The organism is Plantibacter sp. lyk4-40-MEA-4 (assembly GCF_030209415.1).
GTDB lineage: Bacteria > Actinomycetota > Actinomycetes > Actinomycetales > Microbacteriaceae > Plantibacter > Plantibacter flavus_A.
This window is the reverse complement of the sequence record NZ_JARVSA010000002.1, coordinates 379,973-393,682: the sequence shown is the minus strand read 5'-3', so window position 1 is coordinate 393,682 and position 13,710 is coordinate 379,973. Positions and strand designations below refer to the sequence as shown.

The 13,710-nt window shown below is 71.1% G+C and carries 15 protein-coding genes and 1 pseudogene; 7 read left to right on the top strand and 9 right to left on the bottom strand.

What is annotated here, in order from left to right; genetic code table 11:
- Nucleotides 1-169: 169 nt before the first annotated feature.
- Both QRN44_RS03925 and QRN44_RS03920 read right to left on the bottom strand, forming a co-directional pair.
- Nucleotides 170-1,075, bottom strand: a complete 906-nt coding sequence (locus QRN44_RS03925; RefSeq protein WP_071259707.1) for a LysR family transcriptional regulator — start codon at nucleotides 1,073-1,075, stop codon at nucleotides 170-172.
- A gap of 99 nt (nucleotides 1,076-1,174) precedes the next feature.
- The gene (locus QRN44_RS03920; RefSeq protein ID WP_285038312.1) at nucleotides 1,175-1,924 is read right to left on the bottom strand and encodes an NRDE family protein; all 750 of its coding nucleotides are present in this window, start codon (nucleotides 1,922-1,924) and stop codon (nucleotides 1,175-1,177) included.
- Nucleotides 1,925-2,005: 81 nt separating this feature from the next.
- On the opposite strand from QRN44_RS03920, the gene coaBC reads away from it, so the two are divergent.
- Both coaBC and QRN44_RS03910 read left to right on the top strand, forming a co-directional pair.
- The gene (gene coaBC / locus QRN44_RS03915; protein ID WP_285038311.1) at nucleotides 2,006-3,322 is read left to right on the top strand and encodes a bifunctional phosphopantothenoylcysteine decarboxylase/phosphopantothenate--cysteine ligase CoaBC; all 1,317 of its coding nucleotides are present in this window, start codon (nucleotides 2,006-2,008) and stop codon (nucleotides 3,320-3,322) included.
- Between the two features lie 19 nt (nucleotides 3,323-3,341).
- Entirely contained in the window at nucleotides 3,342-4,637 is a 1,296-nt protein-coding gene (locus QRN44_RS03910; protein WP_285038310.1) for a M23 family metallopeptidase, read from the top strand.
- Between the two features lie 21 nt (nucleotides 4,638-4,658).
- On the opposite strand, the gene QRN44_RS03905 is transcribed toward QRN44_RS03910, so the two are convergent.
- Nucleotides 4,659-5,327 carry an SGNH/GDSL hydrolase family protein gene (locus tag QRN44_RS03905; protein WP_175116338.1) on the bottom strand — a complete coding sequence of 223 codons (669 nt, stop codon included), beginning with the start codon at nucleotides 5,325-5,327 and terminating at the stop codon, nucleotides 4,659-4,661.
- A gap of 125 nt (nucleotides 5,328-5,452) precedes the next feature.
- On the opposite strand from QRN44_RS03905, the gene QRN44_RS03900 reads away from it, so the two are divergent.
- From QRN44_RS03900 to QRN44_RS03880, 5 genes are read left to right on the top strand one after another with little or no spacing between them, the layout of a single operon-like run.
- Nucleotides 5,453-5,857 (top strand): TOBE domain-containing protein, encoded by a 405-nt coding sequence (locus QRN44_RS03900; protein WP_064296069.1) that lies wholly within the window; start codon nucleotides 5,453-5,455, stop codon nucleotides 5,855-5,857.
- A complete protein-coding gene (gene modA, locus QRN44_RS03895; protein ID WP_285038309.1) occupies nucleotides 5,854-6,669 on the top strand; it encodes a molybdate ABC transporter substrate-binding protein in 816 nt (271 codons plus the stop codon). The genes QRN44_RS03900 and modA overlap by 4 nt, the downstream gene beginning before the upstream one ends.
- A gap of 52 nt (nucleotides 6,670-6,721) precedes the next feature.
- Nucleotides 6,722-7,489, top strand: coding sequence for an ABC transporter permease (locus QRN44_RS03890; RefSeq protein WP_285038464.1), 768 nt, complete (start codon nucleotides 6,722-6,724; stop codon nucleotides 7,487-7,489).
- A complete protein-coding gene (locus QRN44_RS03885) occupies nucleotides 7,486-8,562 on the top strand; it encodes a sulfate/molybdate ABC transporter ATP-binding protein (RefSeq protein WP_285038308.1) in 1,077 nt (358 codons plus the stop codon). The genes QRN44_RS03890 and QRN44_RS03885 overlap by 4 nt, the downstream gene beginning before the upstream one ends.
- Nucleotides 8,563-8,607: 45 nt before the next feature.
- Nucleotides 8,608-9,369 (top strand): GH25 family lysozyme, encoded by a 762-nt coding sequence (locus QRN44_RS03880; protein WP_285038307.1) that lies wholly within the window; start codon nucleotides 8,608-8,610, stop codon nucleotides 9,367-9,369.
- Nucleotides 9,370-9,395: 26 nt separating this feature from the next.
- Here QRN44_RS03880 and QRN44_RS03875 read toward each other — a convergent pair whose 3' ends face one another.
- From QRN44_RS03875 to QRN44_RS03850, 6 genes and pseudogenes are all read right to left on the bottom strand, one after another.
- On the bottom strand, nucleotides 9,396-9,536 hold the full coding sequence (locus QRN44_RS03875) for a hypothetical protein (protein ID WP_153303386.1): 141 nt from the start codon (nucleotides 9,534-9,536) through the stop codon (nucleotides 9,396-9,398).
- A gap of 253 nt (nucleotides 9,537-9,789) precedes the next feature.
- A pseudogene (locus tag QRN44_RS03870) lies at nucleotides 9,790-10,197 on the bottom strand (arsenate reductase ArsC); the annotation flags it as partial.
- Nucleotides 10,194-10,793, bottom strand: a complete 600-nt coding sequence (locus QRN44_RS03865) for a TetR/AcrR family transcriptional regulator (RefSeq protein ID WP_285038306.1) — start codon at nucleotides 10,791-10,793, stop codon at nucleotides 10,194-10,196. The pseudogene QRN44_RS03870 and the gene QRN44_RS03865, both read right to left, overlap by 4 nt.
- Before the next feature lie 42 nt (nucleotides 10,794-10,835).
- Nucleotides 10,836-11,294, bottom strand: coding sequence for a hypothetical protein (locus tag QRN44_RS03860; protein ID WP_285038305.1), 459 nt, complete (start codon nucleotides 11,292-11,294; stop codon nucleotides 10,836-10,838).
- A 309-nt stretch (nucleotides 11,295-11,603) separates the two neighbouring features.
- A complete protein-coding gene (locus QRN44_RS03855) occupies nucleotides 11,604-12,875 on the bottom strand; it encodes an HNH endonuclease signature motif containing protein (protein ID WP_285038304.1) in 1,272 nt (423 codons plus the stop codon).
- A gap of 373 nt (nucleotides 12,876-13,248) precedes the next feature.
- A complete protein-coding gene (locus QRN44_RS03850; protein WP_285038303.1) occupies nucleotides 13,249-13,689 on the bottom strand; it encodes a hypothetical protein in 441 nt (146 codons plus the stop codon).
- Nucleotides 13,690-13,710 lie beyond the last annotated feature (21 nt).

Below are 13,710 nucleotides of genomic sequence, written 5' to 3'. Positions count from 1 at the left end.
CGGGTTCAGTACGATGGGTGCATGACCGTCAACGACATCCTCATCGGCGTGATCGCCTTCATCACCGTCTTCGGCGGCATCGGCCTGGTCGGAGCGCTCGTCGCCATGGCCAAGTCCGGTTACCACGGCTGATCCTCCCCGGAGGAGGCTCGGCCGGTTCCGCTGCGGCTCAGCGGGCGACGGCCTCGTCCGTGGCACGCTGTACCGCCGCGAGCGCTGCCGCGACGGCCGAACGCTGCAGTGAGCCCTTCCTCGCCGTCGCGACGATCTTCCGTTCGCTCATCCCGGCGATGGGTTTCCGCACGACGTCCGTCCGCGAGCCGATCGCGATGTCCGGAAGGACGGCGATCGACAGCCCGGCCGCTACGTGGTCGATGACGACCTCGTAGCTCGTGAACCGTCCCGCCACCTTCGGTTCGAACCCCGCGCGACGACAGATCAGCGGGACGAGTTCGCCGAGGTAGGTGCCCGGGGCGTCGAGGGCCCACGACTCCCTCTGCAGCTCGCTGAACGTGACCTGCTCCTGTGCGGCCAGTCGGTGGTCGAGCGGCGCGATGAGCAGGAGGGGGTCGGTGGTGAGCGGCACGCTGTGCACCGAGGGGTCGAGGAGGAACCCGTCCTCCTGATCGACGGTGATCACGACGTCGCAGGTTCCCCGCTGGACCGCCGTGGTGCTCTCGTGCGGTTCGACCTCGATGAGTTCGACCTCGAGGCGCGGGTACTGCCGCGCGAGGGAGCGGGCTGCGGGGATGAGGATGGGGGCGATGACGCTCGCGAACCCGGCGATGCGGAACCGACCGGACGGCTCGGACTCGACCTCGGCCAGCTCGACCTCGATGGCGTCCATCTGCGCGAGCAGGGCCCGAGCGCGCTCGACGAGCAGCGCACCGGTCGGCGTCAGGGTGAGCGTCCGGCCACGTCGTTCCAGGAGCGCGGCGCCGGTCTCGGCCTCGAGGACGGAGAGCTGCTGCGAGACGGTCGAGGGGCTGAGGTCGAGCTCACGGCCGACGGCGCGGATCGTACCGAGGCGGTCGAACGCCTCGAGCAGTCGCAGTCGCACGGGGTTCAGGGCCATGTTGCAACAGTATCGAGCGCGCCAGGGCGCCCTCCACACGGGTCGCAGTCCGATCCGGGTCCCGTGGCTCCCGGAGGGTGCTGACCGTCACCGTCCGGTTCACTCCCAGACGAGCGCCTCCGGCAGATGGCCGGGCTCGGCGAGTCGGGCGTTCCGGAGCATCGCGCCGTCGGGGCCGAGCGAGAGCGCGGTCACCGAGAGCGAGGCGAGGCGCAGACCGTCGTGGTCGTCGATGCGGACGATCGCCTCGTCGGCGTCGGCGGGGACGCTCGTCGTGGAGCGCAACGTGCGCAACCACGGCTCCCAGGACGCGGCCGTCGCTCCGTCCAGCGGCCCGATGGGCGACGGGACCTCGAGGAAGGCCGGCCGCCACCGGTGGACCCGGGGGACGTCGAGGTGGTCCGGGCCCTCGTGCGTCACGAGGTGGAGACCGGGTGCGACGTCGACCGACCGGAGCGAGGCGCCGTCCCAGCTCGTCACGGTGACGCGGTCAGGACGCAGCTCCACGAGGTTCCAGGACCGGGCACTGCGGGCGTCGTCCGCGTCGACGCCGGTCGTGACGGCTTGCAGGGGGAGGACGCCCCGCGAGGTCCACCCGGCGGCGGGCATGTCGAGGTCCTCGCGTCGGTTGAGGACCACCGCCGCCCGGGGGCCGCCCGTGGCGTCGTCGTTCGTCGCCAGCCACGCGCCGCCCGCTTCGCGGTCGTGGATGCCGCGGACGCCGTCACCGAGTCCGGGCCACCACGCGCCGGGTGGATCCCAGGCACGCCCCGGCTGCTCGTCTCGCAGCCCGAGGACGGCGATCGGCCACGCGCGCCCCGGCTCGAAGTCGATGATGACGGTGCACACGCTGGTTCCTCCTCGGGCCGGCCGGACTAGGACAGACTAGACGAGGACCCGGCGCGGGAGCGCCGGAAGCGAGGAGGCGGCATGGGCGTGCAGGATGCATCGCGGGAGGCGGCGGGGCGCACGGTCGTCGTCGGGATCACAGGCGGGATCGCCGCGTACAAGGCGGTCGGCGTCGTCCGCGGGTTCGTGCTCGCGGGCTTCGACGTCCACGTGGTGCCCACCGAGAGCGCCCTCCGGTTCGTCGGCCTGCCGACGCTCGAGGCGATCAGCCGGAACCCCGTCACGACCTCGCTGTACGACGGCGTCGCCGAAGTCCGGCACGTCGCCCTCGGGCAGCGCGCGGAGCTCATCGTCGTCGCACCGACGACGGCCAACACCCTCGCGAAACTCGCGGCGGGACTCTCCGACGACCTCCTCGGCACCACCATCCTGGCCAGCCGGGCGCCGGTCCTGCTGGCGCCGGCGATGCACACCGAGATGTGGCAGCACCCGGCGACGACCGCGAACGTCGCCCTCCTGCGATCGCGCGGGGTGGCCGTCATCGGGCCGGCGCACGGCGCGCTGACGGGCGGCGACACGGGGCCGGGACGCATGAGCGAGCCCGACGACATCGTGGCCGCCGGCTTGGCGCTGCTCGCCGGACGCACACCTGGAGCGGACGCGCACCCGGACGACCTGCGGGGTGAGCGCGTCGTCGTCTCGGCCGGTGGCACCCGTGAGCCGCTCGACCCGGTGCGGTTCCTCGGGAACCGGTCGAGCGGTCGGCAGGGGCTGGTCATCGCGCAGGCCGCCGCCGAGCGCGGGGCGGACGTGGTGCTCGTCGCGGCGCACCTGGACGCCGACGTCGCGGCCGAAGCGGCTGCGGTCGACGGTCTGCGGGTCGTCCCGGTCGGCACCGCAGCGGAACTCGCGGTCGCCGTGGAGGACGCGGCGGCCGACGCGACGCTCGTGGTCATGGCGGCCGCCGTGGCCGACTACCGCGCCGCCGAGATCGCCGAACGGAAGATCAAGAAGGACGACACCGGCGACCAGCTCACCCTGCGACTCGTCCGCAACCCCGACGTGCTCGCCGGACTCGCCGCGGCCCGGGTGCCGGGACGGATGGTCGTCGGGTTCGCCGCGGAGACCGCCGCCGACCGCGAGGAGCTGCTGGCCCTCGGCCGGGCCAAGGCGGCACGCAAGGGCGCCGACCTCCTCGTGCTCAATCGTGTGGGGTGGACGAACGGCTTCGGCACGCCGGACAACGAGGTCGTCGTGATCGACGGCGCCGGCGAGGTGGTCGGCGAGGCGACCGGGTCGAAACTCGGCATCGCCGACCGGCTGCTCGACCTCGTGCTCGCCCACCGGGCGGAGCCGGTTCGTTCCCAGGCTGGCGAGCCTCCCCCCGAACGGGGCTGACCACTGCCACGATGGCACCATGCCACGCCTCCGTCCCGCGCGCCGTCGCGCCTCCATCGCCGCGGCGCTCGCCGGAGTCATCGTCCTCTCGATGGGTCTCGCGCAGCCGGCCGCCGCTGCGGAGTACCCCAGCTGGGAGGACGTCGAGGCGGCCCGTTCGAGCGAGTCCTCGAAGCAGTCGACCATCGGTCAGATCGAGGGGCTCGTCCAGCAGCTGAAGACCGCTGCGGCGCTCGCCGAAGCCGAGGCCGTCCTCCGTGCCGACGAGTACGAGGCCGCTCAGCTGGCCGTCGACGAGGCGAGCTACCGTGCCGTCTCGCTCCGTGAGCAGGCCGTCGCAGCGACGACCGCGGCGCAGGCCTCCAAACGCCAGGCCGGCGCGCTCGTCGCCGCGTGGTTGCGGTCGGGGAACGTCGACCTCAGTACCGCCGCGTTCCTCGACGGCCAGGAGCCGGAGTCGCTCCTCGGACGTTTGAGCACGATCACGAAGCTCAGCGAGTCCACGGACGGCACCTACGACCGGGCGAGGACCGATGCGAACACGGCGTCGCTCCTCACCGAGCAGGCGACCATCGCCGAGGCCGCCCTCGGCGAGCTCGCCGCGGCAGCCGAGACCGCGCTCGGAGATGCGGTCGCAGCCCGTGCCGACGCCGAGACCGCCGTGTCCGAGCAGCAGGAGTACCTCGCGACGCTCGAGGCCCAGCTCGTGGTCCTCAAGGAGAACCGCGCAGCCACCGAGGCCGACTACCGCAAGGGCGAGGAAGTCAAGGCGGCTGCGGCCGCCGCTGCTGCAGCCGCGGCGGCTGCAGCTGAGGCTGCACGGGCGGCTGCCGAGGCCGCTGCCAACGCCGGCGGTGGTGGAGGAGGCGGCGGCGGAGGTGGCGGTGCCTCGGGTGCCGTCGGGAGCCAGGGATGGGCCCTGCCGATCTCCGGCCGGATCACCGACAACTACGGACCGCGACCCGGTCGCCCCGTGCCCGGCGTCAACCCGTTCCACTCGGGCACCGACATCGGAGCAGGTTGTGGGCGAGCGGTCTACGCCGCGAACGCCGGCACGGTGGTCTATGCCGGCTGGCTCGGTACCTACGGCAACTGGGTCCTCGTCGACCACGGCGGCGGCGTCATGACCGGATACGCGCACAACAGCAGCATCCTCGTCGGCGAGGGGCAGTGGGTGTCCGCCGGTCAGAACATCTCGCTCGTCGGGACGACGGGTGCCTCGACCGGATGCCACGTGCACTTCGAGGTCAGGATCGGCGGTTCGCGCGTCGACGCCGTCCCGTTCATGGCGGACCGGGGCATCCGGCTCGGCTGAGCCGCGTTCCGGATCGAGGCGTCAGAGTCCGAGGCGCTCGAGCTCGGCGTCCATGCGGCGAGCCATCTCCGCGTACCCCTCGTCGTTCGGGTGGAGGCCGTCTGCGGCCATCCACTCCGGGTGTCCCTCGATCCAGTGCGACGCCCCGGGGATGGTGTCGGCGTCGATCTCCTGCGCGGCGTCGGCCACCCAGCCGATGATCGTCTCGATCGACTGCGGTCGCTCGTCGGTGTACCAGAACGGTTCGACGACGATGAAGCGCGCCTCCGGGAGGGCGTCGCGGAGGCGATGCAGGTCCGTCGTGATCTGTTCGTGGATCCGGTCGGCGGCATCGTCGAAACTGAACGCGTCGTTGAGGCCCATCGTGACGAAGACGATGTCGGGCTGCTCGGCGATGATGAGGGAGGGGAGGTCGCCGCTGCCGTCGCCGAAGCGGTCGCGGTGGTTCACGAACCCGAGGCCGTTGACGCTGGGGTTGAACTCCCGCCAGCCGCGTTCCTCGCTGACGACGGTGGACCAGCGGTTGGCCGGGTCGCTCGCTCCGGTGCCGAGGGTGTACGAGTCGCCGTAGAACGCGACGAGCGGTCCGTCGCCCGTGGCGCCGCCGGTCCCCGAGCCGGGGGAAGCGCAGGCGGTGAGGCCGGTGGCGAGGGCGAGCAGGGTGACGGCGGCGAGCAGTCGTGATCTCATACGGATGCTTCGGAGCGGTGGGCGTCGCGGAGGGCCGAAGCGCCGGTCGACTGCCGACGGCCCGGAACGCGGATGCGGTTACGGTTACGTCGTATCAACGCGAATGCGTGCACTAGCCTGTCTCCATGCCGCAGATCCGTATCCGAGACGCCGCCCTGTTCCTCGGGGTCAGTGACGACACCGTCCGTCGCTGGATCGACCAGGGCGCACTCGTCAGCGCGAAGGACGAGGCGGGCCGAGCGGTCGTCGACGGCCTGTCGCTCGCTCGGCTGGCCAGGGAGAACGCCGTCCTCCCCGTCGACCCCTCGGAGATCGGACGCTCGGCACGCAACCGCTTCGTCGGCATCGTCACCGACATCACGATGGACACGGTCATGGCGCAGGTCGAACTGCAGTGCGGCCCGCATCGGGTGGTGTCGCTCATGAGCAGTGAGGCCGTACGTGAACTCGGCCTCGAACTCGGCTCCACGGCCATCGCCGTCGTGAAGGCCACGACGGTCCTCATCGAGACCCCGAAGGCGAGCTCATGAACCGCATCGCACCCCGTCGATCCTTCCGACTGCTCAGCGCACTGGCCCTCGGCACCGGGGTCCTGCTCGCGGCGTCCGCCTGCGCCGCACCCGCGGCGACGCCGACACTCACCGCCTCGGCCACGACGGACGAGCTCAGCGGCTCCATCACGGTGTACGCGGCCGCCTCGCTCAAGACGACCTTCACCGAGCTCGCGGAGGACTTCGAGGAGGCGCACCCCGGTACGACCGTCGAGCTGACCTTCGCCGGGTCCTCCGACCTCGTCACGCAGCTCACGAACGGTGCTCCCGGCGACGTGTTCGCCTCGGCGGACGAGAAGAACATGGCGAAGCTGACCGATGCCGACCTCGTCGAGGGCGACCCGGTCGACTTCGCGACCAACGTCCTGCAGATCGCCGTGCCCCCGTCGAACCCTGCCGGTGTGAAGACGTTCGCCGACCTCGCCCGTCCGGGCGTCAAGACGGTCGTGTGTGCGCCGCAGGTCCCCTGTGGAGCGGCCACCGCCGCCGTCGAGGACGCCACGGGTGTCGCGCTGAGCCCGGTCAGCGAGGAGTCCTCCGTCACCGACGTCCTCGGCAAGGTGACCTCGGGCGAGGCCGATGCCGGGCTCGTCTACGTGACCGACGTCATCGCGGCCGGCGACGCCGTGCGGGGCATCACCTTTCCCGAGTCCTCGAAAGCCGTCAACACCTACCCGATCGCGCCGCTGGCAGGAAGCGCGAACCCCACGGTCGCGGCGGCCTTCGCGGCCTACGTCGTGAGCGCCGAGGGACAGCGGGTGCTCGCCGACGCCGGCTTCGGCGCTCCGTGACCCCGTGAGGGAACTCGGCTCGGGGGTGCCCCGCTGGATCGTCGTCGTCGCCATGGTCGGCGCGGCGTTCGTCCTGCTGCCGCTCGTCGCGATCGTCCTGCGCGTGGACTGGGCGGACTTCGGTGCACTCGTCACCTCCGAGTCGTCGGTCGCGGCGCTCGGGCTGAGTCTGCGGACGTCGTCACTCGCGACGGCCCTCTGCATCGTGTTCGGCGTGCCCCTCGCCCTCGTCCTCGCTCGCACCCGGTTCCCGGGGCAGCGTCTGCTGCGGTCGCTCGTCCTCCTCCCGCTCGTGCTCCCACCCGTCGTCGGCGGGATCGCCCTGCTCTACACCTTCGGTCGGCTCGGCCTGCTCGGGCCGGCACTCGCGGACGCCGGGATCGACATTGCGTTCTCCACGACCGCCGTCGTCCTCGCCCAGACCTTCGTCGCCCTGCCGTTCCTCGTGTTGAGCCTGGAGGGGGCGATCCGCACGACCGGCTCGCGGTACGAGGCCGTCGCCGCGACGCTCGGTGCACGTCCCACCACGGTCTTCCGCACCGTCACGCTGCCGCTCCTCGCACCCGCCGTCGTGTCGGGCGCGATCCTCTCGTTCGCGCGGGCCCTCGGCGAGTTCGGTGCGACCCTCACCTTCGCGGGCAGCCTGCAGGGGGTCACGCGGACGCTGCCGCTCGAGATCTACCTGCAGCGCGAGACCGATCCCGACGCCGCGGTCGCGCTGTCGCTCGTCCTCGTCGTCGTGGCCGTGCTCGTCGTCGGCGTCGCGGGGGCACAGGGGCCTATCCGCCGTGGACGGACCGTCGCCGGAGTAGTGCGATGACCGGGGCGGCCCTGGAGTTCCGAGCGACGCTGCGTGAACGCGACTGGGAGCTCGCCGTCGACCTCGCCGCGGGGGAGACCGTCGCCGTGCTCGGACCGAACGGCGCCGGCAAGTCGACGCTGCTCGCCGTCCTCGCCGGGCTCCTGCGTCCGGACACGGGTCACGCGACCCTCGCCGGTCGCGAGCTGTTCGCGGTCGGCGGATCGGGTCGGGACCGGTGGTCGCCGCCGCATCGGCGGGGGATCTCGCTCCTGGCGCAGGAGGCGCTGCTCTTCCCGCACCGCTCCGTGCTCGACAACGTCGCCTACGGCCCGCTGGTCGCCGGAGCGTCGCGCGGCGAGGCTCGGGACATCGCCCGACGACGACTCGCGGACGTCGAGGCGTCCGAGCTCGAAGGGCGCCGTCCTGCCGAGTTGTCCGGCGGTCAGGCGCAGCGGGTGGCGCTCGCCCGCGCGCTGGCCCCGGACCCGGCACTCCTGCTCCTCGACGAACCGATGGCCGCACTCGATGCGACGGTCGCACCCCACCTGCGCCGCATGCTCCGTGAGCAGTTGCACGGACGGACGACCGTGCTCGTGACGCACGAGGTGCTCGACGCGTACACGCTCGCGGACCGGGTGATCGTCCTGGACGCCGGGCGCATCGTCGAGCAGGGGCCGACGGCGGAGGTGCTCGAGCGGCCGCGGACGGCGTTCACCGCGGACCTCGCGGGACTCGAACTGTTGTCGGGCGTTCGCACGGCACGCGGGATCCGTCTGCAGGACGGGGCGGAGGTCGAGGTCGACACCTCCGCGGAGACAGACCCGATCCCGGTCGGGGTCGCCGCCGCCTGCGCGTTCCGACCGTCCCGCGTCGAGGTCCGCGAGGCTGACGGGTCTGGCAGCCCGAGTGCGTCAGGCGCCCTCCGCGCGATGATCACCGACCTCGAACCCCGCGGTGACGTCGTCCGGGTCCGCTCGGCGGTCATCACCGCCGACGTCGCCGTGCAGCAGCTCGCGGCCGCGGGGTGGTCGACGGGAGACGTCGTCGACTTCGTGGTCGACCCGCGGGCCTCCGTCCTCTACCCGCGCTGAGGCGTCCTGCACCGGGACACGTCCGAGACGTGACAGAGTGAGTCGATGAACCGATTCTGGAGGCGCTGGTGGCCGATCGTCGTCGGGGCGGCCGGCACGCTCGCCATCGGCGGGATCTGCGCGGCGCTCGTCGCCATGGGGCTCGTGCGGCCGAACGCGATCCTGGCCGCCTCGTACGCGGTGCGCGGTGTCGACGTCTCCTCGTACCAGGGCGAGATCGACTGGGACGTCCTCGCGGCTCAGCCCATCGACTTCGCGATCATGAAGGCGACCGAGGGATCAGGTGATCAGGACGAACGGTTCGCCGCGAACTGGGCGGGCGCGCAGCGTGCGGCCGACGAGAGCGGCTTGCTCATCGGGGCGTACCACTTCCTGAGTTTCGACAGCCCGGCCGAGACGCAGGCGCAGAACATCTTCGACACCGTGCCGGTCACTGCGGGCGCTCTCCCGATCACCATCGATCTCGAGTGCTACGCCGACTACTGCCGGACGCCACCGAGTGCTGAGCGGGTCGCCGCCGTGCTCGATCCGCTCCTCGCCGCACTCGAGGAGCACTACGGTCGGCCGCCGATCATCTACGCAACCATGCGGTATTACGACGCGTTCCTCGCGGGTGCGTACGAGCGGAACCCGCTCTGGATCCGCTCCGTCATCACGCCGCCGGTCCTGTCGGACGGGCGGGCGTGGGACCTCTGGCAGTACACCAGCCGGGAACGGATGCCCGGGTACGTCGGCAAGGAGGAGTCCATCGACGTGAACGTCTTCGACGGTTCACGGGATGACCTCCAAGCACTCGTCGGACCCTGAGCCGCGGCGTCCAGAGGCGCCTCGGGTTACGGCGCGGGAGCGGGACCGGTGGTCGGCTCGGCGACGGGGAGGAACGTGTCCTCGCCGTCGACCTCCTGCTCGATGGAGTCCTCGGTGGTCTCGTGGTCCTCGGGGAGGTTGTCGTCGTTCGCTGCGTGCTTACTCATACGACCACGATACGACGGGTGTCGCGCCGGGCAATGGGGTTGCGCGTCGCAGGCGTCCTCAGGAGGCGAAGGCGAGTGAGCGGGCCGTGAGTTCCGCGGTCAGGAGGTCGACGGCCTTCGGGCCGACGCCGTGGATGCGGAGCAGGGCGGCGGGGGAGACCCTCGTGAGCTGCTCGAACCGGGTGAAGCCGTGCGCGCTGAGTGCTTCGTGGGCGACCGAGCCGATGGCGGCCGGGAACTCGGATGCCTCGGCGGGCACGAGTTCGACGAACAGTGCGGCGATCCGCTCCTCGATGTCGTCGCGGATGCGGCGGACTGCCTCGATGCCTTGCCCGGCCGGATCCTCGAGTTCCCAGTCCTCGTAGCGCTTGCCGGGGAAGATCGGGCAGGCGTCGCCGCAGCCCATCGTGATGACCGCGTCGGACGCCCGGACGGCGTCGGTCGTGAGGATGCGGGGCACGGCCGCGGTGATGTCGATGCCGTGTTCGGCCATCGCCTCCACCGCCACGGTGTTGATCCGGTCCTTCGGCTCGCTCCCGGCCGACAGCACCTCGACCCGGTCACCGGCGAGGGCACCGAGGAAGCCGGCTGCGATCTGGGAGCGACCGGCGTTGTGCACGCAGACGAAGAGGACGGTGGAGGTGGTGGTCGTGATGGTCATGGCGTCTCCTGGGGGTGGCGTGAGCCGAGTGCGGACGAATGGTCGAGCAGCTGCACGAGGGCAGCGTAGCTGCTGGCGGGGTCGGCGCCGCGGGTGAAGCCGCCGACGAGCTCGAGTGACACGAAGCCGTGGAGGGCCGCCCGGACGATGCGTCCGGCGTCCGTCATCGCCACGCTGTCGAGACCGCGCCCCGCGAGTGCGCGTTCGACGAGCATCACGAGCTCGCGGTCGGCCGGCTCGCCGGTGTCGGCACGGACGTCCTCGATCGAGAACGCGAGGGTGTACCGACCGGGATAGGCGAGGGCGAAGCGGCGGTACCCGTCGGCCAGTGCGGTGAGGGCGGGGGTCCCGCTCAGGCTGGTCGTCGCGATGTCGAGCCCGCTGGCCAGTTGGGCGAGGGCGAGCTGGGCGACGGCGGCGCGGAGGTCCTCGGTGCTGCGGACGTGTTTGAGGAGGGCCGGTGCCGAGGTGTCGAGTTCGCGGGCCAGGGCGGCGAGTGTGAGTGCGTCGGCTCCGTGCGTGTCGGCGAACTCGGCGGCTCCGACGATCACCCGTTGGCGGGAGAACTTCGTCCGGGAAACGGGTGCATCGGTCATCGGATCGAGCCTAACGGCACGCTGCCCTGATGCCGTGCTGCCTCAGACCGTCGGCGGTGTGGCTTCGTGGTGGGGCGCGCCGTGCGTGCGGCGGTCCTCCTTCATCGCGGCTTCCGCGAGGTGGCGTCGGCCGCCCGCCAGCTCGTTGCGGACCTCCGCCTCGAGCGTGCGGAACGGCTCCCAGTAGTTGCCGTCATAGTCTTCGACGATCTGGAACGTCCAGCGTCCGTCGATGACGTTGCGTCCGACCAGCTCGGTGTCGATCCGGTCGGCGAGGGCGCCGTGTCCGGCTTCGCGCAGAGCGTCCGCGGCTTCGCCGAGCGCGAGGTCCGCTTTACCGGTCAGGCGATGGAAGCCGTAGAGCATGCCGCGCGCCTGCTCGACGACTTCGAGCGCCTCGGTCACTTTGCCGACCGCTTCCACGGTGGCGTCGTCGACCCCTTCGGGGACTCGGTGGGCGTCGTCGGGGCCGTCGGTGGTGCGATCGTCTGCAGAACTCATGTCACCAGTCTGTCCCGATCGGCCCCGGATGTCTGGGGCTTGCGGACGGAGGTGCACGATGTGAGCCGGCGGACGTCCTCACGTGCATCGATCTGGCTCGACCGGACTGCCCTTCGACAGGCTCAGGGACCGAGTTGGCTCCGCTGGACTTTTCCCGGTCGCTGAGCGCGTCCACCCCGGTCACTGAGTGCGTCCTCCCGGTCACTGAGCTTGTCGAAGTGCCCACGAGCATGCCTCACCGCTCCGGGCACACCTTTCCCGGTCACTGAGCCTGTCGAAGTGCCCACGCGAAACCCGTCATCGGCAGGGTCAGAACGGCGCCGGGTCGGGCTTTGTCCGGTGATGCTTCCCATCGGGTGTCGTCCAGTCGAGGACCCCGCTGGGACCGTGCTCGAGGTTCCATCCGGGCAGGTGTTTCATCCGATGGTGATGTCGACACAGGCAGGCGAGATTCCCGAAATCCGTTGTCCCGCCGTCTTCCCATGCGACCGAATGGTCGAGGTCGCAGGCCCTGGCGCGTCTGCCGCAGCCCGGTGCCCTACAGGTGCCGTCCCGGAGGCGCACAGCGCGTTGGAGGTCGGCCGGAACCCGGTACTGGTTCCGCCCGACGGACAGCACGGATCCCGTTTCCGGCTGGACCAGGATCCGGGTGAAGCTCGGTGCGTTCACCGCGATACGTGCTGCGGTCTCGGGGTCGATGGGCCCGTAACCGTCGAGGGTGGCCGGGGCGTCTGAGACACCGGCCATGCTCAGTGCCGGGACCGTGATCTGCACGGTCGGCGTGATGTGCTCCTGCACCTCGATCGGGTGCGGGAGGACCGGGCTCGACATGACGTCGTCCGGTGTGACGCCGGTGAGCGCGAGGGCGGCGAGAGCGTCGGCCTGCAGTTGTCCGCAGGTGCGGGTGTCGCCGGCGGCGCGCGACTCAGCCGCTGCGGCCTCAACCCGCTCGATGACGCCCTGGGCGATCGGGGCCGTGGCGAACAGATGCACCCACGCCATCCCGTCCGCTGCGGGTTCGAACTCGACCCGGCGGTCGGCCTCGGAGCGGATCGCTCGGGCGGTGATCGACTCGGGGTGCAGACGCTCGCGCAGGACGCGGGCGCGCCTGCGGAGGTTCGCGTTCGTGGACTCCTCCGCGACCGGCAGGACCTCGGCGAGGAACACCGCCTGCCCTTCGGTCGGGACGTCACTGAGCTGGTCGATGATCGTCTGCGCGTGCCTGGCGGAGATCCGGCCCGCTTCAAGGGAGGCGAGCACGGCCGGTGCGTCGTTGACGAGCCTTTCGGCGTCGTTCGTCGCACGCTGCACGGTCCGCTCAGGGGTGCGGGTCGCCATCGCGAGGGCCGCACACGTCGAACGACGGGAGAGGGCCTGCCGTTCCGCGGGCGGGAAGATCGCCGGAACCGTGACGTCGGCGAAGGCGGCGGCGTAGGCGGCGGAGCGGGCGAGGAGCCGGGCCTCACGCGCGTCGAGGGCAGCCCGCAGCCGTTGGATCTCTGCGTATTCGTCCGAGAACTCCGCGAGTTGCGCGGCGTATTCGTCGCCGACGCGGGTCGCGGTGAGGGTGGTCTCGGTCATGGGACAAGTCCACCATGGACCACTGACATTCCAGATGCTGAGCCGAGCCGGTTGTGAATGTCGCTCGTGTGCCCTTCGACAGGCTCAGGGACCGGGAAAGGGTTGCTCGAGGAGCGGAGGGGATTCGGGTGGACCTCCTCCGGTCACTGAGCTTGTCGAAGTGCCTACGCGGGCCCTTCGACGGGCCCAAGGAACGAGACAGGGTGCGCCGGATTCGCGAGGTGGCCCGTCGCCCATCGGCAGGCTCAGGGGTCGAACTTCGCCGAGTGTGCTTTCCGGTCACTGAGCTCGTCGACGTGCGGAGGTTTCTTGGCGCTCAGGGACCGGGAGCGGGTGCTCAGGGAGCAGAGGAGGCTGGTCCATCCCGGGTGCGTTAGTAGTTCAGGCAGCGATCCGGATCCTCGGTCTCCGGAGGATCACCCTGATACAGGGTGAAGAAGTTCTCGGCCGGACCGGACAAGGACCCGCGGGCGTGGACGCAGAGACGGGCGAGATCATCGTCGCTCCGGACGTCGGAGGTGATCCGGGACGTATCGCATGCACCGCCACCGGGCTCCAGGATCAGGTCGCGATGGGTTCCCTCGTTGTCCACCATCCAGGTCCCGGAGAAGTCGATCGGCTCGTCCGCACGGGGGTCGTCGTCACGGCTGCACTGAACCTGCGAGGGCCAGGCGGTGGCCTGGAACGTTCCGTCGTCGGCGAGCTCGAGCCGGGTGTCCCCGCTGCGCCAGGTGCCGACGGCGTCATCGCGCGGCAGTCCGTACCTCGTGTCCGAGCAGGCGACGAGTGACGTGCCGAGCATGACTGCGAGCACGGAGGCTGCTATCCAGAACGC

Excerpts from the sequence above, each read along its gene's own strand:
- QRN44_RS03890 (WP_285038464.1), top strand. The coding sequence starts at position 6,722 with ATGGTCGGCGCGGCGTTCGTCCTGCTGCCGCTCGTCGCGATCGTCCTG.
- QRN44_RS03910 (WP_285038310.1), top strand. The coding sequence starts at position 3,342 with ATGCCACGCCTCCGTCCCGCGCGCCGTCGCGCCTCCATCGCCGCGGCG.
- QRN44_RS03885 (WP_285038308.1), top strand. The coding sequence starts at position 7,486 with ATGACCGGGGCGGCCCTGGAGTTCCGAGCGACGCTGCGTGAACGCGAC.
- QRN44_RS03865 (WP_285038306.1), bottom strand. The coding sequence starts at position 10,793 with ATGACCGATGCACCCGTTTCCCGGACGAAGTTCTCCCGCCAACGGGTG.
- QRN44_RS03900 (WP_064296069.1), top strand. The coding sequence starts at position 5,453 with ATGCCGCAGATCCGTATCCGAGACGCCGCCCTGTTCCTCGGGGTCAGT.
- QRN44_RS03860 (WP_285038305.1), bottom strand. The coding sequence starts at position 11,294 with ATGAGTTCTGCAGACGATCGCACCACCGACGGCCCCGACGACGCCCAC.
- QRN44_RS03925 (WP_071259707.1), bottom strand. The coding sequence starts at position 1,075 with ATGGCCCTGAACCCCGTGCGACTGCGACTGCTCGAGGCGTTCGACCGC.
- QRN44_RS03855 (WP_285038304.1), bottom strand. The coding sequence starts at position 12,875 with ATGACCGAGACCACCCTCACCGCGACCCGCGTCGGCGACGAATACGCC.
- modA (WP_285038309.1), top strand. The coding sequence starts at position 5,854 with ATGAACCGCATCGCACCCCGTCGATCCTTCCGACTGCTCAGCGCACTG.
- QRN44_RS03880 (WP_285038307.1), top strand. The coding sequence starts at position 8,608 with ATGAACCGATTCTGGAGGCGCTGGTGGCCGATCGTCGTCGGGGCGGCC.
- coaBC (WP_285038311.1), top strand. The coding sequence starts at position 2,006 with ATGGGCGTGCAGGATGCATCGCGGGAGGCGGCGGGGCGCACGGTCGTC.
- QRN44_RS03875 (WP_153303386.1), bottom strand. The coding sequence starts at position 9,536 with ATGAGTAAGCACGCAGCGAACGACGACAACCTCCCCGAGGACCACGAG.
- QRN44_RS03905 (WP_175116338.1), bottom strand. The coding sequence starts at position 5,327 with ATGAGATCACGACTGCTCGCCGCCGTCACCCTGCTCGCCCTCGCCACC.